Source organism: Exiguobacterium sp. s152, from assembly GCF_018618335.1.
Taxonomy (GTDB): Bacteria; Bacillota; Bacilli; order Exiguobacteriales; family Exiguobacteriaceae; genus Exiguobacterium; species Exiguobacterium chiriqhucha.
On record NZ_JACSLX010000001.1, the window covers coordinates 77,277 to 102,661 of the forward strand.

Here is a 25,385-nt window from a genome sequence, read left to right on the forward strand (position 1 = left end):
AAAAAGTGGTGACCCAAAACTCCGGGCCACCACTGATAGTAAGCGATTAAAGTGATTTGACAGCAGCGACGACGTTGTCGACCGACATGCCATATTCTTTCATGAGGAGATCCCCAGGGGCAGAGGCACCGAACTTGTCGATTCCTAGTACTTTACCGCCGAATCCGACGTATTTGTACCAGCCGAGTGTCGCACCCGCTTCAAGCGAGACACGCTTCGTGATTGACGAAGGAAGGACCGACTCTTTGTATTCTGCTGACTGTGCTTCGAACAATTCCCACGAAGGCATCGAGACGACAGCCGCGTTCACGCCGTCAGCCGCGAGTGCTTCGCGAGCTTCGACGAGGACGTGTACTTCAGAACCTGTACCGAGAAGGAGGACGTCCGCCTCGTTCGAGTTACCGGCGACGACGTAGCCACCTTTAGCCGCTTCTTCAATCGACGTGCCTTCGAGTTCTGGCAACGCTTGACGCGTCAAGACGAGAAGTGACGGTGATGATTTCGTCGTGATCGCTTGCTTCCAAGCCGCAATCGTCTCTTTTCCGTCAGCCGGACGGAGAACAGACAAGTTTGGCATCGCACGGAAGCTCATCAAGTGCTCGACCGGTTCGTGTGTCGGGCCGTCTTCGCCGACCGCGATCGAATCGTGTGTCAAGACGAACGTCGATGGGATTCCCATGAGGGCCGCGAGTCGTACCGCTGGACGCAAATAGTCTGAGAAGACGAAGAATGTCGCGCCGTAAGGAAGGACACCACCGTGGAGTGCCATACCGTTGACGGCAGCTGCCATTGCGAATTCACGGACGCCGAACCAGATGTTGCGGCCTGCTGGATCTTCATCGAAGTCCGCAGCACCTTTAATCATCGTGTTGTTCGAGCCTGCGAGGTCAGCCGAGCCACCGAAGAGTGTCGGCACCGCTTTAGCGATTGCGTTCAGTACTTCACCGCTCGTTTGACGTGTCGCTTTCTTCGAACCGATTTCGAACGTTGGCAACTCGCTGTCCCAACCTTCTGGGAGCTCGTTGTTCACTGCACGCTCGAACTGGGCACCGAGTTCAGGGTGTGACGACTTGTAAGCCGCGACGAGTTCGTTCCAGTCCGCTTCCGCTTTGGCACCTGGCTCAACGACTTTCTCGTTGAACAAGTCGTACACTTCGGTCGGTACGTAGAAGTTTTCGCCTTCCCACTTATAGAACTGCTTCGTGAGCTCGATTTCAGCTTCGCCGAGTGGTGCACCGTGTGATGCCGATTTGCCTGACTTGTTCGGTGAACCGAAGCCGATAACCGTCTTCACTTCGATGAGGGTCGGTTTCGACGTTTCCGCCTTCGCTTCGTCGATTGCTTTCGCGATTGTATCGATGTCCGTGCCATCTTCAACGCGAATCACTTGCCAGCCGTAAGCGTTGAAACGATCTTCGACACTTTCTGAGAACGACTTGTGAAGGTCGCCATCGAGTGAGATGTCGTTTGAATCATAAAGGACGACGAGCTTTCCGAGTTTCAAGTGACCAGCGAGTGAGGCAGCTTCTGCCGACACGCCTTCCATCAAGTCACCGTCTCCGCAAATCCCGTATGTGAAGTGGTCAACCACTTTAAACTCATCACGGTTGTAAGTCGCTTCCAAATGCTTTTCAGCCATCGCCATACCGACTGCCATGGCAATCCCTTGGCCAAGCGGTCCAGTCGTCGCGTCGACACCAGGCGTGTGACGGTACTCTGGGTGTCCAGGCGTCTTCGAATCCATTTGACGGAACGATTTGAGGTCGTCGAGTGAAAGGTCGTAACCAGATAAGTGAAGAAGCGAGTACAAGAGCATCGAACCGTGTCCCGCTGAAAGAACGAACCGATCGCGGTTGAACCAGTTCGGGTTTTTCGGGTTGTGACGCATCTTATCCGTCCAAAGTGTGAACGCCATCGGAGCCGCACCCATCGGCATCCCCGGGTGACCAGAGTTCGCTTTTTGGACCGCATCAATCGAGAGCGTCCGAATCGAGTTAATCGCTAATAATTCTTTAGTAGTTGTTTCCACTAATTTCATCCTCTCTGTTGTTACAAAGTTTCTACCCGTCATATTTTAGCATACTCATTCGTGTGTCACAACTAATTAATTAGTATAACACATTGAATGGAATCGTTTACTTCCTTTCGTCCAAAACCAGTCCAATAAGTCCCCCTGATCCCCGTTCGCGTATAACAAACATGCACACCCTATATGAAATAGGATGTGCATTCGTGGTCACTCCGAGCGATGCCGTTTCTGCTCGTCTTTCAATTTTTCAGGCGTTACATCGTTCCCGTCCGGATCGACGACCTTCATCCCCATCATCTGTGATTTGAATGATTGGCGGAACGCTTGCAAATATTGTTGGCGCAGCGCTTGCTGCTCGTCCATCTCTTCTGATGACAGTCCATCTGTCTTGGCTTTGTTGGCGAGAAAATTGATTCGCTCCAACTGTTCAGGTGCTAGCATCAGGCTCGCCCCCTCTCTACTGAATTTGTTCTTCTACTGTACAAAATCAGCGAGCAGGAATCAAGTTTCTGGCACTGATACGTGCTCCAAATAACGACGGTTCACGGTCGCTTTCGACACCTCATAGCCAAAACCACGTAGCGTGGCGGCAATTTCAGCGAACGTCAGTCCGCGCTCGCGCAGTTGGACGATTTCTTCAATCGGGACTTCGATTCGGCTCCGACCGCCTTGATCGTGATGTTGGATGTTGCGGTGCGGGTTGAACCCGTTCGCGACCGCCCGACGCATGCCGCGTGAGATTTTCGCATTATGGATTTTACGCTGGTACTCCTCGACGACACTGACAATTTCAAGCACCATCTTCTCAGCATCCGAGAAAACGTATTCATCGGACGATTGCATCGTCAACAAGCGGACGTTATGTTTCATGAGCGTATGCAAGATGGCGATTTTCGCGTTCCCTCGTCCGAGGCGGCTGTCATCGCTCACGAGCACGGCATCGAGATTAGACGTCGAGACGTGCTCCAACAAATCGAGCAACCCCGTCCGATTGACCTCATACCCACTCTCTTGCTCACTGATCACATCGACGATTTCGGCGTCAAGACGTTTCGCCATCCGCGTCAGTTCGTCCGCTTGGCGACCGAGTGACGTCTCTTGCGTGGACTTGTTCGTCGACACGCGACAATAAATGACGACTCGCATCCCGTCACTTCCTTTCTTTCCATTCGCCCTCTACGATACACAGTTTCGGGGGCTGTTCGCAATCAGAAAAGATTATTCGGCGGCGAACCACGTCGTCTTGTCGTCTTCTTTCTCAGCGCGTTCGGCGAGAAGCTGTGCCTCGAGCGACTCGGCCTCCGTCAAGGCGACTTCTTCTTCGACGCTGTGCTCGATCACCGGTTCGGTCGCGACGACATCGACGTCGTGGCGCATCTCCCCGACCATATAAAACGCGAACATTCCAAGTGCCAACATGCCGACTAAAATGATTCCATTGATTGTGTCTCTCATAACGATTACCTCCTGGGAATAAGAATACACGTTCTCGAGAACGTCTGTTCGTTTATCTGTTCTCATCATAAAACAAGAACTTCTGTTCGGTCAAGTAGAAAAAAACGAACGAATGTTTGTGCGCTCATGTGTTCTTGTGTTAAACTAAACCCATAAAGAATAGGATGCGTTCGCAGGTTATTCGACATAATCGAGGTGAAATCCATTGAAAAAAATGTCAGCAAGACAACAACAGATTCTTGATTTTATAAAAGCCGAGGTCCGGGCGAAAGGGTATCCACCTTCCGTTCGTGAAATCGGAGAGGCAGTCGGACTCGCATCGAGCTCGACCGTCCACGGCCACTTGGACCGTCTAGAGAAGCGTGGATTGATTCGACGTGACAAGACGAAGCCACGTGCCATCGAGATTTTAGATGAAGAGATGTCAGTCGTGGAAGACCATGATGCCGTCATGTACGTGCCGGTCATCGGGAAAGTCACGGCCGGTACGCCGATCACGGCGATTGAGAACGTGGAAGAGCACTTCCCGCTCCCGGCCCACGTCGTCGGTTCCGACAACGTCTACATGCTCTCTGTCTCAGGGGACTCTATGATTAACGCGGGGATCTTGGATGGGGACCGTGTCCTCGTCCGTCAACAGAACACGGCCGACAATGGAGAGATTGTCGTCGCCATGACGGATGAAGGTGAAGCGACCGTGAAGCGGATTTATAAAGAAGCTTCGAAAGTTCGCCTCCAGCCGGAGAACGACGAGCTCGAAGCGATGTATTTCGATAACGTGTCGATTTTAGGGAAGGTCATCGGTGTATACCGCACGATTCACTAATGGCTAGTGGCAAGACACATACCCGTACGAATCTCGTGGCAATCGGTGCTCTTGCGATTGCCACGCCTTTTATTGACATCGATGTTCCGACCGTGTTCCTGCTTGGCGCCCTAATCGGGACGTTCTGGCTCTCCCCGGACCTTGACTTAAAGTCGGACGCCTATTATCGATGGGGACCGCTTCGGGGCTTTTGGCTCCCTTATGTGAAGATTATGCCCCATCGGTCGTTATTCTCGCATTTTCCGCTCTTGAGCGATCTGATCCGGGTCATCTATCTCGGTTTCCCGCTCACGCTCGTGCTCACGGTCACGCCGTATGAGGAAGCTGTCAGATCGTGGCTCGACCTGAACGGGGCAGCATGCTTCTTCGGACTCGCTTTCGCGACGACGCTACATACGACGCTCGACTATGCGTCCACGTTCTTCAAACGTGCGTTTTAAGCAAATGCTTATGCCATACACCCAAAAGGGCAACCCGTCTATTAGACTGGGTTGCCCTTTTTAAACGTCTGAAGATATTAACGGATTAATCATATTCGACAATTCGAATTCCTTCCGACTCAGAAGGTGCTTCAAAAAATGAAGTGACATGATTGAACACTTCTTTTGTGTCAAATGCTGCCCGTTCAGGCATTTCTGTCCGCCTTTTAGCAATTCGTCTCATACACTGCTCGTCGCTAAGATTCAGATAAATCAATTGATGGTCTGCCCCAACCTTGTTCGCTATGACAAGAAACCATTGACGTAGACCGATTGTGTTGGCAGGGAAATCCATCACGACATTTGTCCCTACTTCAAGCATACGCTGGACAGTTGTTTCTACGATTGGTTTGAGCAGTTCAGAGTGTCGTCAGTAATCTTCGAACATATGAATCTGATTAGGATAAAGTGCCTGCAACCACTCATCCTCGGACAACCGTACCGCATGCTCTTCGAGCTCGAGTCGCTTGGATACCGTTGATTTCCCTGCCCCCATCTTCCCACAAAGAAAAAATAATATTCCTTTTCCCATCGTGATCATCTCTCCTGTCCACACAGATTTGGGTGCTGACATCATATTGTTTCGCAAAGTATGATTCAATCATCGCGTTTATACAACATGATATGATTCTCAGCGACTTCGCGTCCATTGACCAGCAAAACGACACGATGCTCACCCGGATAATGTCGGCGCGTCGTCAAATCTGCCCAACTGTGCATCCTGTTCGCTACCAGTCGCGCACCCCCGGCGACGATTTTATTCGCTAGCAGAAATGCCTTACGACTCGCTTTCCCGTTCGCTTTTATGAAATCGATGGCGTATTCGACCCGAATATATGCAGCATCGCCTGGACGAATCGACACATCGTATTGAATCTCGCACGCCTCCCCGATACTGAGCATGTTCGGATGTATCGAAATCGATGCGTTGACGGTTAAATCCGTTTCTTGCGCATAACCGAACAGCGTTAAGGCGTCGGGGTGAGCGGATTTGATCAATGTTCGACACCCATGTCTGATGACCCAATCGGTATGATCATGTTCGCCCTGCCATCGACGCGAGACCGCGAGCACGGCTTCCGGGTTATCTTTCGAGATATCGTTGAGGTTGTTAGCGACACTTTTCCTTACATATAATGATGGGTCTTCTTTCAATAACTCTAAAACCGCCAACACTGGAGCCGGGTCTGCTTTGAACATCGGTAACGATTCCGCCCACGGAAGACGAGGGCGGCAGCCTTCACTCGCCAATCTCCGCACATGCTCATTCGGATGCTTGGCCCATGCCATCATACGATTCATCACTCGCGTCGAATCACGAAGCAGAAAAGGTCGGATCGCGAATTCCGAAGACGATTTCTGCGTGAAGAGTTCGAGCGCTGACATCGAGCGTTCCCAATGTTCTTCCGCCTGTCCATACACTTCTACGAAGTCGGGAAAGAATAAATATGGAAAGCCGACACAATCGTCTGCAATTTCTATCAAGACGTCTATAGCCGACTCGTAGTGTTGAGGTAAGTACTCCCCGAGCTTTGTCGAGATACGGCGCATACGCCCTTTCAGCGCTAACGCTTCCCATGACTCATCTACGATCGATGCGACAAATGCCTCTATGTCAAACGATGGGTAGACGGATTGTACACGTCGTCCAAATCCTAGCAAAAAGTCCTCATGATATACCTCTCTTAACGGTGCTGCCACGTCTTCCACCTCCTTCAGTTTCGTCTAGTCCGCTCATCTAGCCATACATGCTTCCTCATTATATAGACTGATAGAAAAAGAGTCCTGAACGAGTCTTCACAAGAAGAACTCATTCAGGACTCTGATTGATAGGGTTAACGTCCCCAGTTCATCGACTTAGTAGAGCGTCATGTACTGATCGCGTTCCCACTCTGTTACTTGGGTGCGGAACATATCCCACTCGATTTCTTTCAACTCGAGGAAGTGTTCACCGATGTGGTCACCGAGAGCATCCATCACGACTTTATCGGCACGGAGTACTTCGAGTGCGTCAAAGAGTGTAGCCGGAAGATCATCGATTCCGTTGGCAACACGTTCTGGCTTGTCCATCACGTAGATGTTGCTGTCAATCGGCTTCGGTGCCGTCATGTCTTTCTCGATTCCGTCGAGGCCAGAAGCCAAGAGCGTCGACAAGGCGAGATACGGGTTCGCCGCTGGGTCAACCGAACGCACTTCGATACGCGTCGAGAGGCCACGGGCCGCCGGTACACGAACGAGTGGTGAACGGTTGCGCGCGCTCCATGCTACATAGCAAGGTGCTTCGTAACCAGGCACGAGGCGCTTGTACGAGTTGACAGTCGGGTTACAGACAGCCGTGAACGCACGAGCGTGCTCGAGAATCCCTGCCGTGAAGGCGCGGGCTGTATCTGATAATTCCATGTCGCCGTTCGGGTCGTAGAAGACGTTCGTGTCACCTTTGAAGAGCGACATGTTGGCGTGCATCCCTGAACCGTTGACACCGAAGAGTGGCTTCGGCATGAACGTCGCGTGAAGACCATATTTCGCTGCAATCGTCTTGACGACGAGTTTGAACGTTTGGATGTTATCAGCCGTCGTGACCGCATCTGCGTATTTGAAGTCGATTTCGTGCTGACCTGGTGCGACTTCGTGGTGTGATGCTTCGATTTCGAAGCCCATGTTTTCGAGCTCGATGACGATCTCTTTACGGCAGTTCTCGCCGAGGTCGACCGGTGCCAAGTCGAAGTAACCGCCTTGGTCGTTAAGTTCGAGTGTCGGTTTGCCGTTCAAGTCTTTCTTGAAGAGGAAGAACTCAGGCTCTGGTCCGACGTTGAACGCTGTGAAGCCGAGCTTTTGCATGCGCTCGAGGTTACGCTTCAAGCTGCCGCGCGGGTCACCGCTGAACGGTGTGCCGTCCGGGTTATAAATATCACAAATCAAGCGAGCGACTTTACCGCTGCCGTCTGTCCACGGGAAGACAACCCATGTGTCGAGGTCTGGATAGAGGTACATGTCTGATTCCTCGATGCGTACGAAGCCTTCGATCGAAGAGCCGTCGAACATCATCTTGTTATCAAGTGCTTTGTTCAATTGGCTGATCGGCACCTCGACGTTTTTAATCGTACCGAGGATATCCGTGAATTGAAGACGAATAAAGCGTACGTCCTCTTCTTGTGCGATCCGTTTGATGTCTTCTTTCGTGAACGTTTTTCTGGCCATGGTAAAATGTCCCCTCTCACATTGTGTAATGGTTAATGTACTGGCGTCATCGATAAAAACGTGACAACTCACCTTGAATGAGCGACGTCTTATTGAAACGGCCAGCTTCTTGAAGCTGTGTTTTCAATAATTTGTGTAACTCTTGTTCAGAGATCTTTGGTGGTTCCTCGACCGGTGCTTTTGGTGATTCCACTTCTTTGGCGTCCGCATTGTCGAGCATATGGCGAATCGCCGCCAAATTGAAGCCTTGATCGATAAAATCCTTGATCGCGAGTAGACGTTCGACATCATTAAAGGAATAGAGCCGTCGTTTCGATTCCGTCCGACTAGGCGAAATCAGACCCTGTTCTTCATAGTACCGAATCTGCCTACCTGTCAGTTGGGTCAAATCTTGAACGATTCCTATCGGAAACAACGGGTTGGAGCGACGAAATTGATCGGCCATCTCTTACCCCTCCTTTTCTGTCTCACACTGTGAGAATAATACATGACAACTAACCTGTCAAGAGATGTTAAGAAAGTTAACATGACATTTCGGTTACAACTTTTGTGAGATTTTGTCACGGTCAAATGTGACGAGCTCTTTCGTCCGCAATTGGCTCAAGGCGAGCATGAGCGCGACCTTGACGTGGGCGTACGTCAAGCCGCCTTGCACGTAGGCCGTGTAAGGGGCACGGAGCGGTCCATCGGCCGATAGTTCAATCGACGAGCCTTGAATGAACGTCCCGGCCGCCATGATCACATCATCTTCATAGCCCGGCATATAGGCCGGTACCGGCAACGCATGGGCATTGACCGGTGACGCCATCTGGATGCTCTGACAGAACGCGATCATTTTGTCGCGATCGCGGAACGTCACGGATTGAATCAAATCGGTCCGAGGCGTCGTGTAGTGCGGGTCGGTCTCGAAACCGAGCAATCCGAGCAGGCTTGCCGTCAAGTGAGCCCCTTTCAAGGCTTGGGCGACCGTGTGCGGCGCCATGTAAAACCCTTGATACATCTCTTGGAGCGAATAGAGTGACGGACCGGCCTCGCTGCCGATACCCGGCGTCGTCATGCGGAACGAGCAGCGTTCGACGAGTTTTTTCGTCCCGGCGATATAGCCACCCGTCTTCGCCAAACCGCCACCCGGGTTCTTGATGAGCGAGCCTGCCATGAGATCGGCCCCGACGTGGGTCGGTTCGATCGTCTCGACGAACTCGCCGTAGCAGTTATCGACGAATACGAAGACGTGCGGATGCGCCGCTTTGATTTTTGCGATTGCATCCCCAATTTCTTGGACCGGAATGCTGCGTCGGTTGGCGTATCCTTTCGAACGCTGGATCCCGACGAGCTTCGTCTCAGGCCGAATCCGTGCGATGACGGTCTCGACATCGATTTCGTCGTCTTTCAACTCGACCGTGTCGTAGCCGACACCGAGCTCTTTGAGCGAACCGCGACCGTCTCCCCGAATCCCTACGATCTCTTCGAGCGTATCGTACGGTTTGCCGGTAATATAGAGCAATTCATCCCCTGGCAACAACACACCGAACAAGGCGATCCCGATGGCGTGCGTCCCCGAAATGATTTGCGGGCGGCACAGGGCGAGGTCCGCCCCGAACACGTCGGCATAAATCGATTCGAGCGTGTCGCGTCCCATATCGTCATAGCCGTACCCGGTCGTCGGATTGAAATGGAAATCCGACACTTTATGCTTCTTAAACGACTCGAGGACACGGTATTGGTTGAACTCCGCTGTCGCCTCAATCGTTTCAAAATATGGTTTTACCCGTGCTTCCGCCTCGGTCACGAACGGGGCCAATTCATCATAATACGCAATCTTTTCTTGCCACATCATTGTTTCACACCTCAAATTGTTTCAGCGTCGCATAAAGACGCGTGTCTTCTCTCATATAACCGACAAGTTCGACCGAACCGTCATCGAGGAACTTCTCCTCGAGCCGATACATCGAGTCTTTGGCCGGATGGTAATGCTCGAACGAGCGGACCGGCAAGATGACGTGTACTTTCGTCAACACATCCGCAATCTTATCTTCGATCGCGCCGATGAGCGTCTCGATATCGTTCGAGTCGAGCGCCGAGATGACGAGCGGTCCGCCGACGAAGTCTTCGGTCAACCGGTCTTTCTTATTGTATACCTCGAGCTGCGGCAACTCACTCGCGCCGAGTTCCGTTAAGACCGAGTTGGTCGTGTCGATCTGGTTCATGTAGTGCGGGTTTGACGAATCGATGACGTGCAAGACGAGGTCAGCCCCGAGCACTTCCTCGAGCGTCGAGCGGAACGCGGCGACGAGTTTCGTCGGCAAGTCGCGAATAAATCCGACCGTATCCGTGATGAGCACTTTCCCGCCGCGTGGCAATTCGAGCTCACGCGTGAGCGGATCGAGCGTCGCGAACAATTCGTCCTGTTCGTACGTATCGGCGTCCGTCAAGCGGTTGAAAATTGTTGATTTTCCGGCGTTCGTATATCCGACGAGCGCGACTTGGAACACACGGTTCTCTTTCCGACGTTCGCGGTAACGGTCACGGTGCGCGACGGTGCCTTCGAGATTTTTCTTAATCTCATCGATGCGGCGCTTGATGTGCCGGCGGTCCGACTCGAGTTTCGTTTCACCCGGTCCCCGTGTCCCGATTCCGCCACCGAGACGTGACAGTTGCGTGCCTTGTCCGATTAAACGCGGGAGCAGGTAGTTCATCTGGGCGAGCTCGACTTGGAGCTTCCCTTCTTTCGATTGGGCCCGTCCGGCAAAGATGTCTAGAATCAATTGCGTCCGGTCAATCAGTTTCATCTCGTCCGGGTCGTTCAGCGAGATGCGGATGTTCTTCGACTGGGCTGGCGACAGCTCGGCGTTGAAAATGACGATGTCCGGCTCAAACTGTTCGATGAGCACCGCGAGCTCCTCGACTTTCCCTTTCCCGATGAACGTGCGGCGGTCGACTTGTTGCCGTTTCTGGTCGAGACGGGCGACGACCTCACCTCGTGCCGTATCGACCAATTCGACGAGTTCCCCCATCGATTGTTCATATGTCCAATCGTCGACAGTCGGTAATTGACATCCGACGATAATGACTTTCTCTCGTTGCATAAAAATCCCTCATTCCTATAAGTCTCATCCTCCATCTTACCACGAAACGGCGAATGGAGAACGTCCGTTTGTGGTACGATATGAGGAGAAGGAGGAACGTCCATGACGAAACGTAGAAAAGAGTATCCATTGCCTGAATATATCGAGGCGTACTTGTTCCATCTCGGCGCGAGCGGCCGTCAACCGTCGACGCTGAAACGCTATCGATACGACTTGATCGATGTGCACAAATACTTTCATGACCATAACGTCGAGCTCGATGCCCCGGAGGCGTGGCTCGCCGTCCCGCTCGAATCGTGGAAGACGTTCGTCAACGACTTCCTCATCGAAGAGAAGCAATACCAACAGGCGACGGTCGCCCGAATCGTCACCGTCATCAATAGCCTGACCGTCTTTTTAAATCCGCTCCGGAAAAAGATGCTCGCCTATGCCCAACCGGCTCATACGCTCACCGTCGACCAGATTGCCTTGCCGACCGAGTTCAGCAAGCTCGTCCGGACAATCCGTTCGACAAGCGGGCTGAGTGAGAACCAGCTTCAGGCGCATCCGTATCTCGTCAATCGGAACGAGCTAATCGTCACGTTGTTCTATAAATATGGACTCCGGGTGCACCATATCATCCGTCTTCGGATGAACGACCTGCATCTCGCGAGCCATGAATTCGACGTCTATGACCGGCTCGGCAACCGGTTCACGTTGAAACTCAGTCAAGAGGACCAGACACTCCTTATGAACTATTTGGCTGACATCCCGACGCCGGTCCGTCCGCGTTGGTACTCGGACGATCCCGTCTTCGTCTCGTTCGACTTCTCCCGGATGACGTTCCGTTGGGTGTATGCGAAGAACCAGCCGAAACAGCTGACGATCGTCATGATTACGAAGATGATGCGCCAATTGAATGAACGCAGCGGTCTCAGCCGTTCGGTCACACCGTCGATGCTCCGGAACGCCCACGTCTTGAAGACGTATGCGATCGACATGACGTCACTTGAACGGATGAACGTGACGTGTATGCATAAAGAGTCATCGCTCCGGCGCTATGAGCAGGCGTATGCGGAGTTCGGCGCAACGCTCTATGAATCAGGGGGCGTCACCCCGTAACCCGTCGTCATCTTTGCAGGTGACGGCTTTTTTTACTTGATGATCCGAAAGGTGGGCGTACCGTGTTTTTTCAAAAAATCCAATCTGCTCTCATCAGTCTATTCATTATTCCTTTCGTGTTGCCGCTCTTCTTTCCCTACGCGCTCGATTTGTCATATGGACCGAGCGTGGCCGTCTATTTGCTCTATGCGATCCCCATCGTGTTCATCTACGGGACGTTCACCTCTATACTGTCCGAGTATATAAGCCAAAAGACGCCATTCCGTTCGAAACGGGTGACGTATTTCGTGTTCCATCTGATTGCTGGCTGGTTGTTCGTGGTCCCATATGGACTGTTATTCGATCCATCCATCTTCGAGACAGGTATATTCAACCTCGCATCGTTACTTGGCGTGTCGAGCGCCTTCATTTTCTATGCGGTCGACCAACTGCTTGGCCATCATTTCAAAACGCTGTAGTCAGTGGGCCCACTCATTTCGCAACAAGCCGTATACGACGTGGTCGACGTAGCGGTCATATAGCCACTCCGCGTTGCGAAGCACCCCTTCTTCGAGGAAACCGAACCGTTCCGGCAAGGCCCGACTCTTCACGTTTCCGGTCGCGACCCGAATCTCAATTTTATCAAGTTTCAAGTCACGGAACCCGTAATCAATGACCGTCTCGAGCGCTTGACTCATAATGCCCTTCCCTTGAAAATCTTGGCCGAGCCAATAGCCGACCGTGCCGCACTTGATGCCTCGGTCGATATCGTTGAAGCCGATTGTCCCGGCGAGCTCACCCTGATACACAATCGCGAACGATTTCGGATAGCCGCCCGTCTCCATCAATCCTTTAATTCGCCCTTCGATGTTTTGTCGTGAATCCTCGACCGTCTCGGTGTAATCGAGCCAACCGAGCCACTCGCGAAGGTATGGCTTCGACGCCATCGTCAACTGGAACAACGCCTCCGCGTCATCGATGGTGAACATTCGTAGTTGAAGCTGGTCATTAATGTCATAGTGTAACATGTCGTTTCCCCCTCTTACTTTCCAATTATTGTGTTCTTCATCATTTTATCGTAAACTATTTGTAAATAATTTGAAAGCGGTGAAAGTATGTAAGTCGACATCATGTCATCCACCCAAAATTGAATAGTTCTGGAGGAGAGTCATGATGAAGTCGTTTTACCTGCTGCTGGTCAGTCAATGGCTGGCCAATATTGGTGACGTGCTTTATATCGTCGCCTTGATCGCTTTGTTATATCAACAGACCGGTTCCGCCCTGGCTGCGGCCAGTTTCCCGATTGCCGTCACAATCGGCATGACCGTGAGCGGTCTGTTCTTTGCCCGCGTCTTATCTCGGTTCACCCTCGGTCAGACGCTGCTCGTCACGCAACTGTTGAAGACGACCTTGCTCGGGGCCGTCATTTGGTCGGAGTCGATTCTCGTCCTCGGCCTCGTCGTGCTCATCGCCTTCTTGGATGGGTTCGCCCGTCCGGTCCAAGCGTCGTTCATCCCCCGGCTGACGACGAATCGCCAACAAGCGAACAGTCTCGTCCAAGGGTCGAACCAGTTCATCCAGCTGGCGATGTGGCCGCTCGGTACGATGGTCGTCGCTTCGTTTTCAAGCGCGATTGCCTTGACCGTCGCGTTGATGTTATTCATGCTCTCGACGCTCGTCACGCTTCGCTTCGTCCGTTCACTCGACCGCGACGTGACGGTAGAAGATGGTGAATCAGACATTTCCCTTAGAGACAGCCTCGCCATCGTGCGAACAGTACCTCATGCTCGATTAATCACGGTATTCGTCACGTTCGAGTCTTTCGTCAGCACGCTCTGGATTTCGGCGCTTTTGCTCGTCTATCTGGAACGACACCTCTACATCGATACGGGCTGGTGGGGGACGATGAACGCGAGCTACTTGATCAGCATGATTCTGGCCAGTGCATACTTGTATCGCGCTCAACGGACCAGTTCGCTTGCTTTCAGCTCCCTACTGTCGGTCGGGGCTGCCTTGTTGTTCGGCGTGACGTCTCATATCGTGTTCGCACTCATTGCGCTCGCAATTCAAGGATACGCCACCCAACTCCGCATCATCCAGACGAACACGGTGCTCCAAGAAACGACACCTGCCTCGCAACTTCCGTACGTCTATAGCGTCCAACAGACGGCTTATACCCTCGCCTTCAGCATCGGCAGCCTGACGTTTGGAATGCTCGCGGACGGATTGCCGATTGCCATCGTCTATTTGATTGGCGCAGGTCTGACCGTCCCGCTCATCTGGCTAGGTCGACAAATCGATTTGACGGAAGATGTGATTCAATCTGCATAATAAGACGGCGCCTTCTTGCTTTGAGAGGGCGCCTGTTTTTAAACTTATTTCGGTTGCTTCAGATTCATTCTGCATAGCGTATACTAAAAGAAAACGCTGATTAGGAGGAAGCTAAATATGAATACGTTATCAAATCATGAAAAAGACGAGATATTGCAAACTCTGCATGTTCGATTTAATGACCACCCGGAACGGCATCCTGATTTCACTTGGCACGACGTCTTGACGCGTCTTCAAGCAAACGACCAGAAACTCGGCGTGCTTGCCGAGATGGAACGGACTAGCGGTGAGCCAGATGTCATTCGACTTCCGAATGGTGCCTTAGCTTTTTGCGACTGCTCACCTGAAAGCCCGAGTGGCAGACGCAGCCTCTGCTATGACGATGCGGCGTTAGCGGCACGAAAAAAAAACAAACCGGATGGGAGTGCCGTCGCATCAGCTGAGAAGATGGGAATCGAGCTACTCGACGAAGCAACGTATCGCCATCTGCAGACGCTCGGCACGTTCGACTTGAAGACGTCGAGCTGGATTGCCACCCCGGAATCGATTCGTCAAAAAGGCGGCGCCTTATTCTGCGACCGGCGCTACGACCAGATCTTCGTCTATCATAATGGTGCCGATTCGTATTATGCGGCCCGAGGATTCCGCGGAATGTTCATCCTTTAAGCAAGGCCACGTGCCTTGCTTTTTTTATGTGAAGAGCCAATTGAAGACGATGGGGACATACTTGACGAAAAATAGACTCACCGGGACGATGGCAAATGCTCTAAACACCCACATATACCATCCGTTATATTTTCGAGTGAAAAAGATCAACGCACTATATGTGACTGCATTCCCAGTAACATCTGGTTCTTCCATCCCTTGCGCAATAATTTCTTTCCATCCTGGAAGTAGACCCGGCGCAAACGAGGCCGCAAAGTCCGGCGTGATATCGTACTTCAACCGCACATACCAGGCGATTATATACACCGATATGAAAAGCAGTGACCACAGCGTCAGAGCAATATTAAGTAACAGCCCTTTCCAACTCTCACTCCGAAAATAAAACACACCAATTAAAATCAACACGCTAAAGATGACGTTGATAATGAATGGGGGTGAAATCGTCAGGATAGAAAATGTTTCGGCGTACATGATTGTTCCGACCGCTAAATTCGTGTTTTGCTCCATCACCACGTTCTCACTTCATTCACGTGCGGTAATAGCTCATCATACAATTCAACGTATAGTATCCCCATCCCCATGCCAATCCCGAGGAGCAACAGAAGTGCTCCTATGTGCTTTGTCGTCATGCAGACGATGATGACATGAAGCACGAGCGTACCAATAATGCTGTCCACAGTCGTACTATCCCCTGATACAATTCGTTTCGGCTTGATCAGCAAATACATGCCGGCGGTTGATAAAATGATACCTAGACAGACGCTTAAAAATAGAACAGTCGCTAACATCTTTCTTTTAAACTCCTTTATGTATGAAAATACGGTATGTGAAATAATAAATATCTAAAAACTATGAGTTACCTGTTCAAATTTTAGAGCCTGCCTTCCTATATGTCTACCAAAAATTTCAAATGAATGTACGAATGGGCATGATTGTTTATCTCACGACCACATCGCCCCAATAAAAAAACTGCAGACGATTTGTCTGCAGTTCAATCTTACGCGTGGAGTGTGACGTTCAATTCTTCGGCGACCGCCTTGAAGGCAGCGAGCGCACGTTCGAGGTCGTCACGGGTATGTTCCGCCGTCACGATCGTCCGAATCCGGGCCTTGCCTTTCTCGACCGTCGGGAAGGCGATGCTCTGTGCGAACACGCCGTGGTCTTTCAGCTTATCCGAGAATGTGTGCGCGAGCGTCTCTTCACCGAGCATGACCGGTGTGATCGGCGTCGTCGCATGGCCGATATCGAAGCCGAGATCACGAAGACCCGTCTTGAAGAACTCGGTGTTCGCCCAAAGCTTATCGAACAGCTCCTCTTCTTCTTTCATGACACGGATCGCCTCACGGTTCGCCGCGACGACCGCTGGCGGGTGTGACGTCGAGAACAAGAACGGACGTCCCTTTTGAATCAAGAAGTCACGAATGTCGTTCGAGCAGGCGACGTAGCCACCGAGGACACCGATCGCTTTCGACAGCGTCCCGACTTGGAGCGCGACCCGGCCGTCAAGCCCGAAGTGGTTGACCGTACCGCGGCCGTTTTTGCCCAGCACGCCCGAGGCGTGGGCATCGTCGACCATGACCGCCGCGTCATACTTCTCGGCGAGCTCGACGATTTCTGGAAGCGGCGCGATGTTGCCGTCCATCGAGAAGACGCCGTCCGTGACGACGAGACGCGTCCGATAGTCCTGCGTCTCTTTCAACGCCGCCTTTAAATCGGCGAGGTCGGTGTGCTTATAGATGCGGCGAGCCGCTTTCGTCAACCGGATGCCATCGATAATCGAGGCGTGGTTGAGCGCGTCACTGATGACGACGTCCTCCGGACCGAGGAGGGCCGACAAGACGCCGAGGTTCGTCGCGAAGCCCGACTGGAACACGAGCGCCGCTTCCGTATGTTTGAACTCGGCGAGCTCGCGTTCGAACGCCTCGTGCATCTCGAACGTCCCGGCAATCGTCCGGACCGAACCTGTGCCGGCCCCGAACTGTTCGACCGCTTCAATCGCCGCTTGTTTCAAGCGCGGATGGTTGGCGAGTCCGAGATAGTTGTTCGAAGACAGCTGGACGAGCGATTTGCCGTCGATCGTGACTTCGTTCGCTTGCGCCGACTCGAGCGGCACGAGTGAGCGGAACGTGCCCGCTTGTTTCATTTCATTGACTGCTTCTGTAATATGTTCAAATGCCATATCGATTCCCCCTGTTTATGGTAATAAGACCACTTTACCGCACTTCCCGGCCCGCATGAGCTCGAAACCTTGCTCGAACTCCTCGAGCTTGAACACGTGCGTGATAATCGGTTCTACGTTCAGCTGACCTGTCGCGAGTAGCGTCGACACTTGACCCCACGTCTCATACATCTTACGTCCGGTGATGCCCTGAACGCGCACCCCTTTGAAGACGACGTCACGCGTCAAGTCAATGGCGACCGGCTTGGCTGGTAGTGACAACACATTGACGTCCCCGCCGGCCGTGACCATCTTGAACGCCTGGTCGATGGCGACCGGATGCCCGCTCATCTCACAGACGACATCGATGCCGTCCCCATCGGTCTGATCCATGATCAGCTCGAGCGGATTTTGCTCGAGGCTATTGATGACGACGTCCGCCCCCATGTCTTCGGCGAGCTTCAACCGGTACGGGTTGACGTCAATCGCATAGACGCGGCTCGCGCCCGCCGCTTTGGCGACGCCGACGGCCATGAGCCCGATTGGCCCACACCCGACGATGGCGACCGACTTGGCCGACACGTCACTCGCGAGCACTGTATGGACGGCGTTTCCAAGCGGCTCTTGAATCGAGGCGAGCTTGGCCAGCATCGACTCTGGATTGACCCACAAGTTCTCTTCAGGCATGACGACGTATTCAGCGAAACAGCCTTGCGTGTCGACACCGATGATTTTCGTGTTCTTACAGATATGATACTGCCCGCGCAAACACTGTTTACATTGGTGACAGACGATATGAGTCTCGGCCGATACGGTTTGTCCGATTTGGATGCGTTTCGTTCCTTCCCCGAGCGCCACGACTTCCCCCGCGAACTCGTGACCGAACACGTATGGCGGTTTGACCCGGCTCTTTGCCCAGTCGTCCCACTCATAAATGTGGACATCGGTCCCACAAATCGATGTCGCTTTCACTTTGATTAACACTTCCCCGGTTCCTGGTGTCGGGACTGGCACTTCGACCAATTGGGCCCCGAATCCGGCCGTATGTTTTTGAATCGCTTTCATCACAGGTGTCGTTGCTTCCTTCTCTGTCGTAGACACGAGCTGTTCCATTGAAAACGTCCCCCTCTTCATCTCTTAATCGAACTTCACGTTCTCTTTCATCTTGTCATAAAATGACGAACCTGAGAAGATAGAACGTCGATTTTCCAGACAAAAAAGAGAAGCCATCCGCGCCGATGGCTTCTCTTACAAGAATAGGACCTATGTCCCGACCGCAAGCTCATCGTGGTTCGATGATGAGCTTGATTGCCGTTCGTTCTTCTCCGTCAATCATAATGTCGGTGAACGCAGGGATGCAAATCAAATCCAGCCCGCTCGGCGCGACGAAACCACGCGCGATCGCGACCGCTTTGATGGATTGATTGAGCGCTCCAGCGCCGATTGCTTGAATCTCACACGTTCCTTTTTCACGAAGTACGCCAGCGAGTGCACCCGCCACGGAGTTAGGATTCGATTTTGCCGAAACTTTGAGTACGTCCATTCTTGTTTCCCCCTCGGGTAGGTTGTTCAATCAAACCATACGGTCTGATCATCTAGGTGTATGCGTTCGATTTTCGTGGCTCGTTTCGATTGGTCATCGATTGTGATTAAAACTCCATTTAGTTGTTCCCGTCCCTCGGCAACTTCAAACCGGACCGGGAGCTGGGTGATGAATTTTCTTAAGACGACCTCGGCATCCATGCCGAGCACCCCGTCGAGCGGACCCGTCATCCCGACGTCAGTGATGTACGCCGTGCCATTGTTCAGGATGCGGTTGTCAGCCGTCTGAACGTGCGTATGGGTGCCGACGACGGCTTGGACGCGACCGTCAAGGTGATAGCCCATCGCAATCTTCTCACTCGTCGCCTCGGCGTGCATGTCGACGAAAATCGCATCGACCTCGCCGCGAATCTCTTCGACGAGCGCGTCGACGGTGCGGAACGGACAGTCGAGCGACGGCAGGAACACCGTCCCCATCGCGTTGATGACGGCGAGCTTCTTCCCGCCTTGTTTCAACACCATCATCCCGACACCGGGCGTACCGGTAGGATAGTTGGCCGGGCGGACGATGCGGTCGGCATCATCGATCCAGTCAAAGATGTCACGGTTGTCCCAAGTATGATTCCCCATCGTCACGCCGTGGAATCCAAGCTCGAGAAATTGTTGATAGATTTTTTTTGTGATACCGCGTCCGTTGGCTGCGTTTTCACCGTTGACGAGCATGAACGTCGGGCTATATTTGCTTTTTAAGCGTCCGATTTGGGCGCTCAAGATGTCGCGACCTGGTTTTCCGACCACGTCGCCGATAAATAAGATTTTCATAGTCTTGTCCTCCTCCAATAGAAAAAGCGGAGAATGTCTCCGCTCTTGTTACTTCGCATAATCGACGGCACGCGTTTCGCGAATGACCGTCACTTTGATTTGGCCTGGATAGTCAAGCTCATCTTCGATCCGTTTACAGATGTCACGGGCCATCTTGTTCGCCACGACGTCATCGACGACGTCTGGGCGGACGATGATCCGGACTTCACGTCCCGCTTGGATGGCATATGACTTCTCGACGCCTTCGAACGACTCACAGATCGCTTCGAGGCGCTCCAGGCGTCGGATATAGCTTTCGAGCGTCTCTTGACGGGCTCCTGGACGCGCCGCTGACAAGGCGTCAGCCGCTGCGACGAGAACCGCGATCGTCGATGTCGCTTCGACGTCCCCATGGTGCGAGGCGATCGAGTTGATGACGACCGGATGCTCTTTGTACTTCGTGGCGAGCTCGACACCGATCTCGACGTGGCTGCCTTCGACTTCATGGTCGATGGCTTTCCCGATATCGTGGAGGAGACCCGCTCGCTTGGCGAGCGTGACGTCTTCCCCGAGCTCGGCGGCCATCATGCCGGCGAGGTGGGCCACTTCGACCGAGTGGGCGAGCACGTTTTGACCGTAACTCGTCCGGTAACGCATTCGACCGAGCGTCTTGACGAGGTCCGGGTGGACTCCGTGGATGCCGGCTGAGAATGTCGCTTCTTCCCCGTATTCACGGATGCGTTCATCGACTTCACGACGTGATTTCTCGACCATCTCTTCGATGCGGGCCGGATGGATCCGACCGTCTTGAACGAGTTTTTCGAGCGTCATCTTGGCGATTTCACGACGGACCGGGTCAAATCCAGACAGGATGACCGCTTCCGGCGTGTCATCGATGATGAGGTCGATGCCGGTGAGTGTCTCGAGCGTGCGGATGTTACGTCCTTCACGTCCGATAATCCGCCCTTTCATCTCATCACTCGGCAAGTTGACGACTGATACGGTCGTCTCGGCGACGTGTTCGGCCGCATAACGTTGCATCGTGAGAGACAAGAGGTGTTTCGCTTTTTTATCAGCTTCTAATTTTGCTTTTTGCTCGATTTCTTTTTGAAGGAGAGCAGCATCGTGAAGCGCTTCCTGCTTCGCTTCGTCCATGATGATGGTCCGTGCTTCTTCTTTCGACAAGGCTGCCACGCGTACTAGTTCTTGGCGTGCCTCCTCATATAATTCCTCCACTTTGCTCTCGAGCGTTTCCGCTTCACGCTTCCGTTTCGCGAGTGCAGCCTCACGTTCATCCAAGGCGTCTTCTTTCCGTTCAAGCATGTCTGCTTTCCGGTCGAGAAGCTCTTCCTTTTGGACGAAACGATTTTCTTTCACTTTCTGCTCTTCACGTCGTTCGCGCAATTCTTGTTCGGTTTCATTGCGAAGTTGAATCATCTCTTCTTTTACTTCAAGCCGTGCTTCTTTTTGCATCGCTTCCGATTGTTGTCGCGCTTGCTCTACAATCTTGGTCGCTTCCGTCTCGGCACCTTGAATCTTCGCTTCGGCGATCGATTTACGCACAAAAAAACCTGCAACAAAAGCTATCGGCAAAAGGAGGATCAGAATAAGCTCTAATAGCCATTCCATCATGTTCACCTCCCTTTCGCAAGGTTATTTTATTTTTTCATGAATGAAAACGCGAGCGAGCCCGCGTATAGCTTTATTGTACTTATTTACCTGTTAGAATGCAATGCACGGACAGGATAGAACTACCAATTCATCAAAAAAATTATACTAAAAAAATCTCGCCTGAACCATGTCAGGCGAGAAAGGTTACTTACTCTTCGTCTAAAAGTGAGAGGACGTCATCGTTGTCAGCTTCGACTGTGACCGTCTTTTCACCGTTGAGACCGTAGTGGTCGCGGATCCGTTCTTCAACCGATGCGGCCACCGACGGGTTCTCTTTCATATACTGCTTCGCGTTCTCACGGCCTTGACCGAGACGCTCTTCGTTGTACGAGTACCACGCGCCGCTCTTTTGAACAATATCGAGGTCGGCCCCGATGTCGATGAGCTCGCCTTCACGTGAGATGCCTTCGCCGTACATGATATCGACTTCTGCCGTCTTGAACGGTGGCGCGATCTTGTTTTTGACGACTTTGATTTTCGTCCGGTTCCCGACCATGTCTTGACCTTGTTTGAGCGTTTCAGCACGACGGACCTCGAGACGGACCGACGAGTAGAACTTGAGGGCACGACCACCAGGTGTCGTTTCCGGGTTACCGAACATGATTCCGATTTTCTCACGGATTTGGTTGATGAAGATGACGATTGTCTTCGACTTGTTCGTCGCACCAGACAATTTACGGAGCGCTTGGCTCATGAGGCGGGCTTGAAGACCGACGTGTGAGTCTCCCATCTCCCCTTCAATCTCGGCTTTCGGAACGAGTGCCGCAACCGAGTCGACGACGAGGATATCGACCGCACCAGAGCGGACGAGGGCTTCCGCGATTTCAAGGGCTTGTTCCCCTGTATCCGGTTGTGATAAGAGCAACTCATCGATGTTGACGCCCAAGTTTTGTGCGTATTTCGGGTCGAGCGCGTGCTCGGCGTCGACGAAGGCAGCTTGTCCGCCACGCTTTTGAACTTCAGCGATGGCGTGAAGCGCCACCGTCGTCTTACCTGACGATTCAGGTCCGTACACTTCGATAACACGACCACGTGGATAACCACCTGCACCGAGCGCGATGTCAAGGGCGATTGAGCCTGACGGGGTCACCGAAACTTGCTGATCTGTATTTTCACCGAGGCGCATGATTGAGCCTTTACCGAATTGTTTCTCAATTTGGCGTAATGCCATTTCTAACGCTTGTTTACGATCACTCATAGATTAATGAGCCTCCTTTGATTGATACTTTCATTATAAGCGAAGCGAAGACGATACACAAGTTTTTTGCGAACGTTTATTCGCCTTTTTTCATTTGTTGCAGGAGCGCCCACATTCCGTCTTTCGTAGCCCGGGCTTGAATGACATGCCGCTCTTGATGCGGGTAATCACGTTCAATCACGTCAATCCCGTCCGGTGACCGGATGCCGATGAACACTTTTCCGACCGGCTGACCCGAATTTGACGTCGGACCGGCCTCGCCGGTGAACGCCAGCCCATAATCCGTTCCGGTCTGACGCGTCAGACCGAGGATCATTTCAAAGGCGACTTCTTTTGAGACGACCGAGTGTGAATCAATTGTATCAAGGGACACCCCTAAAAACCTATTTTTTAGCTCGTCGGAGTACGTGACGACCCCGCCCTTGAACACCGAGGATGCTCCTGGAACGGCCGTGAGCATCGCTTGGGCTTGACCGCCCGTGAGCGATTCGGCAATCGACAGCGTCGCCTGACGCGCTTGTAACTCGTGAATCAGCCGTGCGGCGAGCGTATCGTCGTCCGAACCGAAGTAAAAGTGACCGACCCGCGCCAAAATATCCTGTTTGACCCGTTCAATCATCTCCCGCGCCACGGTCTCAGTATCGGCGCGGGCGCTGATGCGCAGTCGTGCCTCGCCCGATTCGGCGTACGGGGCGACCGTAGGGTTCGACCCGGTCATCAAATCGGCGACGGCCGCGTCGAGCGCCGACTCGCCAATCTCATAAAAGCGCAGCGATTCAGAGACGATGGTCATCCCGCCGAATTTTTCTGGGAACGTGGCGTCGACGATCGCTTTCATCTCCCACGGGACACCCGGTAACAACAGCCATGTCGGTTCGTCCTCGATCCACATCCCGGGCGCGAGACCGACCGGGTTGGTGAGCACTTCGGCCCCGGTCAAGACGTCGGCTTGCCGCGCGTCCCCTTCGTTCGGCTCGCGTCCGCGCGAGGCGACGAAGCGACGGATCGTCTCGAGCGATGCCTCGTCACGGATGAGTGGACGGCCGAGCACCTCGGCGAGTGTCGTCTTCGTGATATCATCCGCCGTCGGCCCGAGCCCGCCGGTGACGATGACGAATTCACTTCGTGATCGCGCTTGTTCGAGTGTCGCTCGCAAACGTTCCTGATTATCTCCGACGACTACATGATACAGCACGGACAACCCATATTTCGACAGCTGTTCTGATAAGTAACGGGCGTTCATGTTCGTGATTTCCCCTAAGAGCAGTTCAGAGCCTACCGCAATGATTTCGGTGCGTTTCATCCAAATTCCTCCCCCAATAAAAAAACGAGCTGTTCGGCCAAGCTGAACAACTCGTCTATGCCGATGGTTACATCGACTTTACAATGATCTTATAGTTTTGTGCGAAATATTCGGCCCCTGAGTAAATGGTCAAGACGAGCGCGAGCCACATCGCCCATTCGCCGAACGGGATGCCGACATAGCTGAAAATCGGGTTGCCGAACAGCAGGAAGATGATGGCAAAGAGTTGGACCCATGTCTTCGCTTTGCCCGACTTCCCGGCCGCGACGACGATTCCTTCATCGGCCGCCACGAGACGAAGTCCCGTCACCGCGAACTCACGCGAGAGAATGACGACGACGACCCATGCCGCGACGAGATCCATCTCGACGAGCAGGACGAGTGCCGCCGTGACGAGTAGTTTGTCAGCGAGCGGATCCATGAATTTCCCAAAGTTGGTGACCAAGTTGTGCTTCCGGGCGAGATGCCCGTCAAGCCAGTCAGTGATAGCGGCAATCGTAAAGATGACCGCGGCGATGAATTGATGGAGCGGTACGTCCGCCCCGAGGAAAGCGATGTCTCCCCAATCAAAATCTACGGCGAGTAAGACGACGAACACGGGGATGAGCAACACCCGTAACATCGTCAAACGGTTAGGTAGGTTCATCGAGAACTCCTCCTCTAGAAGGAGAGTCAACTTATTCTGCGTCGACTCTCTTTACAAATATATTTTGTGTGACCGGCGAGTCGGCTAATTCAAGCTCCCGGCCATTGACAACAATTTTCTCGACCCCACCGATCAAGCCGATTCGGATGCGAAGCGTATCCGTCTCCGCGTCCTCGATTACAATCGGGTTTTGTTTCGATTGGTTCGGATATTCCGGAGCGAGGAACGCTCCCTCGAGTGAGGTGTCCCGAACACCGACATATGTCGCCGGCGACTCTTTCACATGAATCTCCGTCGTCAGTTTATCGGCCGTCGCGATCTCATATGTGAGGTCTGCCCCGTTCGTCGACGCGACTGCAATCGGTCCCGTCTCTTCTGCCGGTTCTTCTTCGACCGGTTCTTCGGCCGGCGGTTCTTCTTCGACCGGCTCTTCTTCCGGCACGTCCTTGTTTTGATCAATGGTTACACCCGAGTTCGTCTGTTCAGCCGGTGACGCGTTTTGGTCGCCGAAATCAAGGTTTCGGACGACGTAATAGACGGCCGTCATCAACAGGAACGCGACGAGCACGAGCATGACTTTCGGTACCCAACGCGAGACACGGCTCGACGTCTCGGACGCTTTCGAATAGGTTTGCTTTCGCGATAATTGAACGGTCGGTTGCGGCTCGATTTTCGGCAAGTCTTTCGCATACGTCTCGTACAGTTCATCGACATCAAGTCCTAACGATTCCGCATACGTTTTAATGAACGCCCGTGCATAGAACGAGCCAGGGAGATTTTTGTAATCACCTTCCTCGATCGCGATGATATAGCGTTTTTGAATCTTCGTCGTCTGCTGGATTTGGTCGAGCGTCAAACCGCTCGCCTCACGCCTTTGTTTCAAAAAAGTCCCTAGTTCTGTCACAGGGGTCCACAC

Annotated in this window: 27 protein-coding genes and 1 pseudogene; 6 read left to right on the forward strand and 22 right to left on the reverse strand. The window is 52.8% G+C overall.

What is annotated here, in order from left to right; all coding sequences use genetic code 11:
• Nucleotides 1-46: 46 nt before the first annotated feature.
• The 4 genes from tkt to KNP72_RS00415 all read right to left on the reverse strand — a co-directional run bounded on the left by tkt (nucleotide 47) and on the right by KNP72_RS00415 (nucleotide 3,484).
• The gene (tkt, locus tag KNP72_RS00400; protein WP_214831770.1) at nucleotides 47-2,038 is read right to left on the reverse strand and encodes a transketolase; all 1,992 of its coding nucleotides are present in this window, start codon (nucleotides 2,036-2,038) and stop codon (nucleotides 47-49) included.
• Nucleotides 2,039-2,236: 198 nt separating this feature from the next.
• Entirely contained in the window at nucleotides 2,237-2,470 is a 234-nt protein-coding gene (locus KNP72_RS00405) for a DUF896 domain-containing protein (RefSeq protein WP_021067586.1), read from the reverse strand.
• Nucleotides 2,471-2,530: 60 nt separating this feature from the next.
• Nucleotides 2,531-3,175, reverse strand: coding sequence for a YneB family resolvase-like protein (locus KNP72_RS00410; RefSeq protein ID WP_214720224.1), 645 nt, complete (start codon nucleotides 3,173-3,175; stop codon nucleotides 2,531-2,533).
• Between the two features lie 72 nt (nucleotides 3,176-3,247).
• Entirely contained in the window at nucleotides 3,248-3,484 is a 237-nt protein-coding gene (locus KNP72_RS00415; protein WP_021067588.1) for a hypothetical protein, read from the reverse strand.
• 205 nt (nucleotides 3,485-3,689) lie between these two features.
• Between KNP72_RS00415 and lexA the strand changes: the two genes are divergently transcribed.
• Both lexA and KNP72_RS00425 read left to right on the forward strand, forming a co-directional pair.
• Nucleotides 3,690-4,310, forward strand: coding sequence for a transcriptional repressor LexA (gene lexA / locus KNP72_RS00420; RefSeq protein ID WP_021067589.1), 621 nt, complete (start codon nucleotides 3,690-3,692; stop codon nucleotides 4,308-4,310).
• Entirely contained in the window at nucleotides 4,310-4,750 is a 441-nt protein-coding gene (locus KNP72_RS00425; protein WP_214720225.1) for a metal-binding protein, read from the forward strand. Before lexA ends, KNP72_RS00425 begins: the two co-directional genes overlap by 1 nt.
• An 85-nt stretch (nucleotides 4,751-4,835) precedes the next feature.
• Here KNP72_RS00425 and KNP72_RS00430 read toward each other — a convergent pair.
• The 6 genes and pseudogenes from KNP72_RS00430 to hflX all read right to left on the reverse strand — a co-directional run bounded on the left by KNP72_RS00430 (nucleotide 4,836) and on the right by hflX (nucleotide 11,073).
• Nucleotides 4,836-5,366 (reverse strand): annotated as a pseudogene (locus KNP72_RS00430) (P-loop nucleotide/nucleoside kinase family protein).
• Between the two features lie 20 nt (nucleotides 5,367-5,386).
• Nucleotides 5,387-6,490 carry a DNA alkylation repair protein gene (locus tag KNP72_RS00435; RefSeq protein WP_214831771.1) on the reverse strand — a complete coding sequence of 368 codons (1,104 nt, stop codon included), beginning with the start codon at nucleotides 6,488-6,490 and terminating at the stop codon, nucleotides 5,387-5,389.
• A gap of 156 nt (nucleotides 6,491-6,646) precedes the next feature.
• Nucleotides 6,647-7,987, reverse strand: coding sequence for a type I glutamate--ammonia ligase (gene glnA / locus KNP72_RS00440; protein WP_214831772.1), 1,341 nt, complete (start codon nucleotides 7,985-7,987; stop codon nucleotides 6,647-6,649).
• Nucleotides 7,988-8,033: 46 nt separating this feature from the next.
• Nucleotides 8,034-8,432, reverse strand: a complete 399-nt coding sequence (locus KNP72_RS00445; protein WP_214761285.1) for a MerR family transcriptional regulator — start codon at nucleotides 8,430-8,432, stop codon at nucleotides 8,034-8,036.
• Between the two features lie 93 nt (nucleotides 8,433-8,525).
• The gene (locus tag KNP72_RS00450) at nucleotides 8,526-9,821 is read right to left on the reverse strand and encodes a methionine gamma-lyase family protein (RefSeq protein WP_214832253.1); all 1,296 of its coding nucleotides are present in this window, start codon (nucleotides 9,819-9,821) and stop codon (nucleotides 8,526-8,528) included.
• A gap of 7 nt (nucleotides 9,822-9,828) precedes the next feature.
• On the reverse strand, nucleotides 9,829-11,073 hold the full coding sequence (gene hflX, locus KNP72_RS00455) for a GTPase HflX (protein ID WP_021067595.1): 1,245 nt from the start codon (nucleotides 11,071-11,073) through the stop codon (nucleotides 9,829-9,831).
• 102 nt (nucleotides 11,074-11,175) lie between these two features.
• On the opposite strand from hflX, the gene KNP72_RS00460 reads away from it, so the two are divergent.
• Together KNP72_RS00460 and KNP72_RS00465 are read left to right on the forward strand one after the other, a co-directional pair.
• Entirely contained in the window at nucleotides 11,176-12,174 is a 999-nt protein-coding gene (locus tag KNP72_RS00460) for a site-specific integrase (protein WP_214831773.1), read from the forward strand.
• A 62-nt stretch (nucleotides 12,175-12,236) separates the two neighbouring features.
• On the forward strand, nucleotides 12,237-12,632 hold the full coding sequence (locus KNP72_RS00465; RefSeq protein ID WP_214831775.1) for a hypothetical protein: 396 nt from the start codon (nucleotides 12,237-12,239) through the stop codon (nucleotides 12,630-12,632).
• Here KNP72_RS00465 and KNP72_RS00470 read toward each other — a convergent pair whose 3' ends face one another.
• A complete protein-coding gene (locus KNP72_RS00470) occupies nucleotides 12,633-13,181 on the reverse strand; it encodes a GNAT family N-acetyltransferase (RefSeq protein ID WP_214720230.1) in 549 nt (182 codons plus the stop codon).
• A gap of 145 nt (nucleotides 13,182-13,326) precedes the next feature.
• On the opposite strand from KNP72_RS00470, the gene KNP72_RS00475 reads away from it, so the two are divergent.
• Nucleotides 13,327-14,484, forward strand: a complete 1,158-nt coding sequence (locus KNP72_RS00475; RefSeq protein WP_214831777.1) for an MFS transporter — start codon at nucleotides 13,327-13,329, stop codon at nucleotides 14,482-14,484.
• Nucleotides 14,485-14,601: 117 nt separating this feature from the next.
• Complete coding sequence (locus tag KNP72_RS00480; protein WP_029595342.1) at nucleotides 14,602-15,150, forward strand: DUF4256 domain-containing protein; 549 nt, start codon at nucleotides 14,602-14,604, stop codon at nucleotides 15,148-15,150.
• Between the two features lie 24 nt (nucleotides 15,151-15,174).
• On the opposite strand, the gene KNP72_RS00485 is transcribed toward KNP72_RS00480, so the two are convergent.
• From KNP72_RS00485 to KNP72_RS00535, 11 genes are all read right to left on the reverse strand, one after another.
• The gene (locus tag KNP72_RS00485) at nucleotides 15,175-15,657 is read right to left on the reverse strand and encodes a hypothetical protein (RefSeq protein ID WP_214831779.1); all 483 of its coding nucleotides are present in this window, start codon (nucleotides 15,655-15,657) and stop codon (nucleotides 15,175-15,177) included.
• On the reverse strand, nucleotides 15,657-15,827 hold the full coding sequence (locus KNP72_RS00490; RefSeq protein ID WP_214831781.1) for a hypothetical protein: 171 nt from the start codon (nucleotides 15,825-15,827) through the stop codon (nucleotides 15,657-15,659). The genes KNP72_RS00485 and KNP72_RS00490 overlap by 1 nt, the downstream gene beginning before the upstream one ends.
• Before the next feature lie 320 nt (nucleotides 15,828-16,147).
• Nucleotides 16,148-17,329 carry a glycine C-acetyltransferase gene (locus tag KNP72_RS00495; RefSeq protein ID WP_214831783.1) on the reverse strand — a complete coding sequence of 394 codons (1,182 nt, stop codon included), beginning with the start codon at nucleotides 17,327-17,329 and terminating at the stop codon, nucleotides 16,148-16,150.
• A 15-nt stretch (nucleotides 17,330-17,344) separates the two neighbouring features.
• Nucleotides 17,345-18,421 carry an L-threonine 3-dehydrogenase gene (gene tdh / locus KNP72_RS00500; RefSeq protein WP_214831785.1) on the reverse strand — a complete coding sequence of 359 codons (1,077 nt, stop codon included), beginning with the start codon at nucleotides 18,419-18,421 and terminating at the stop codon, nucleotides 17,345-17,347.
• 169 nt (nucleotides 18,422-18,590) lie between these two features.
• Entirely contained in the window at nucleotides 18,591-18,851 is a 261-nt protein-coding gene (locus KNP72_RS00505) for a stage V sporulation protein S (RefSeq protein ID WP_012726477.1), read from the reverse strand.
• A gap of 26 nt (nucleotides 18,852-18,877) precedes the next feature.
• Nucleotides 18,878-19,672, reverse strand: a complete 795-nt coding sequence (locus KNP72_RS00510; RefSeq protein WP_214720407.1) for a TIGR00282 family metallophosphoesterase — start codon at nucleotides 19,670-19,672, stop codon at nucleotides 18,878-18,880.
• 48 nt (nucleotides 19,673-19,720) lie between these two features.
• Nucleotides 19,721-21,283, reverse strand: coding sequence for a ribonuclease Y (gene rny / locus KNP72_RS00515; RefSeq protein WP_029595337.1), 1,563 nt, complete (start codon nucleotides 21,281-21,283; stop codon nucleotides 19,721-19,723).
• A gap of 187 nt (nucleotides 21,284-21,470) precedes the next feature.
• Nucleotides 21,471-22,520 (reverse strand): recombinase RecA, encoded by a 1,050-nt coding sequence (gene recA, locus KNP72_RS00520; RefSeq protein WP_021067612.1) that lies wholly within the window; start codon nucleotides 22,518-22,520, stop codon nucleotides 21,471-21,473.
• A 76-nt stretch (nucleotides 22,521-22,596) separates the two neighbouring features.
• Nucleotides 22,597-23,823, reverse strand: a complete 1,227-nt coding sequence (locus tag KNP72_RS00525; protein WP_214831786.1) for a competence/damage-inducible protein A — start codon at nucleotides 23,821-23,823, stop codon at nucleotides 22,597-22,599.
• Nucleotides 23,824-23,890: 67 nt separating this feature from the next.
• Nucleotides 23,891-24,469: a CDP-diacylglycerol--glycerol-3-phosphate 3-phosphatidyltransferase gene (gene pgsA, locus KNP72_RS00530; protein WP_021067614.1), complete on the reverse strand. Its 579-nt coding sequence runs from the start codon at nucleotides 24,467-24,469 to the stop codon at nucleotides 23,891-23,893.
• A gap of 31 nt (nucleotides 24,470-24,500) precedes the next feature.
• Nucleotides 24,501-25,352, reverse strand: a complete 852-nt coding sequence (locus KNP72_RS00535; protein ID WP_251128796.1) for a helix-turn-helix domain-containing protein — start codon at nucleotides 25,350-25,352, stop codon at nucleotides 24,501-24,503.
• Nucleotides 25,353-25,385 lie beyond the last annotated feature (33 nt).